Below are 1,123 nucleotides of genomic sequence, written 5' to 3'. Positions count from 1 at the left end.
ACCCCCTCGCCGTCATCGACATTCCCGCCTTCTGCACCGAGAGCGGCCATCGATTGATCGAAACGGCAGCGATATCAGGCGGCCATCGCTTTCTGGTCGAGCGCGGCGGCTGAGAGCAATTCCGCTCTGTCTGCGCTGCCCCTTATTGTCCTGCCGGACATTTCTCCCCGTAAACGGGGAGAAAGAAACTGGCCGCAACCTTGGCGCTCTTTCTGCAACGCTGTTGGCAAAATCGCTGACGAGAGCGCCCCCTCTCTCCGTCACTATACGGGAGAGGATGCCGGCAGGCAGGTGAGGGGCAGCGCTACGTCTGCAAGACGAGAAGCCTACCGCCCGGCGATGGCCAGCGGGTTGTTTTCCAGCGCTGCGCGGTCCGGTGTGTCGATCGACGGCCGGTTGGTGAAAGCGGCAAACAGCCGGCGGACGTAATCTTCCGGCATGTCGAGCGTGATCAGCACCAGCCTTGTGCCGCGCTGGCCATCCGGCCAGGACGGCAGCCGCGCCGGCGGATGCAGGATCTTCTGGACGCCGTGGACGACCAGTGGCCGCGACGGGTCTTCCAGCAATTCGATGACGCCCTTCATGCGCAGCAGGCGCTCGCCATGTGCTGATCGCAACAGGTCGAGGAACATCTCGATCGCCGAAAACGGCACCGGCCCGTCATGAACGAGCGAGTAGGAGCGCACCCGGGAATCGTGCCGATGGTCATGATCGTGGTCATGGTCGCCGTGGTCACCATGGTGGTGGTGACTATGGGCGGCTTCCTCGCCCAGCCAACGCCGCACGTCGGCGGACTTGGTGGCTGGGTTGTAGAGGCCGCAATCGAACAGCGCCGCTGCATCGGTCCTTCTGTCACCCGCATCGAGCAGCTCGGCACCCGGATTGATCTGCCGCAGCCGCGCCCGCAAGGCCTCGACGTCGCGCGGATCGGTAGCCAGATCGGCTTTCGTCAGCACGATGCGGTCGGCGACCGCCGCCTGCTTCACCGCCTCGACATGGGCGTCTAGCGTCGCATCGCCGTTGACCGCGTCGACCAGGGTGATGACCCCGTCGAGCCGGAAGGCCTCGACCAGCGCCGGATGGGCCATGATCGACTGCAGCACCGGCGCCGGATCGGCGAGGC

At 65.3% G+C, this 1,123-nt stretch carries 2 protein-coding genes; one reads left to right on the top strand and one right to left on the bottom strand.

Annotated elements, in window-relative coordinates:
- On the top strand, positions 1-113 hold a 113-nt coding region (locus AC0L15_RS33165; protein WP_473498407.1), incomplete at its 5' end, for a sulfurtransferase TusA family protein.
- Between the two features lie 213 nt (positions 114-326).
- On the opposite strand, the gene AC0L15_RS33160 is transcribed toward AC0L15_RS33165, so the two are convergent.
- Positions 327-1,123, bottom strand: a 797-nt coding sequence (locus AC0L15_RS33160) for a CobW family GTP-binding protein (RefSeq protein WP_473498405.1), incomplete at its 5' end; no start/stop codon positions are given.

This window comes from Mesorhizobium sp. WSM4846, from assembly GCF_055811415.1.
This window is presented reverse-complemented; position numbering and strand designations above follow the sequence as displayed.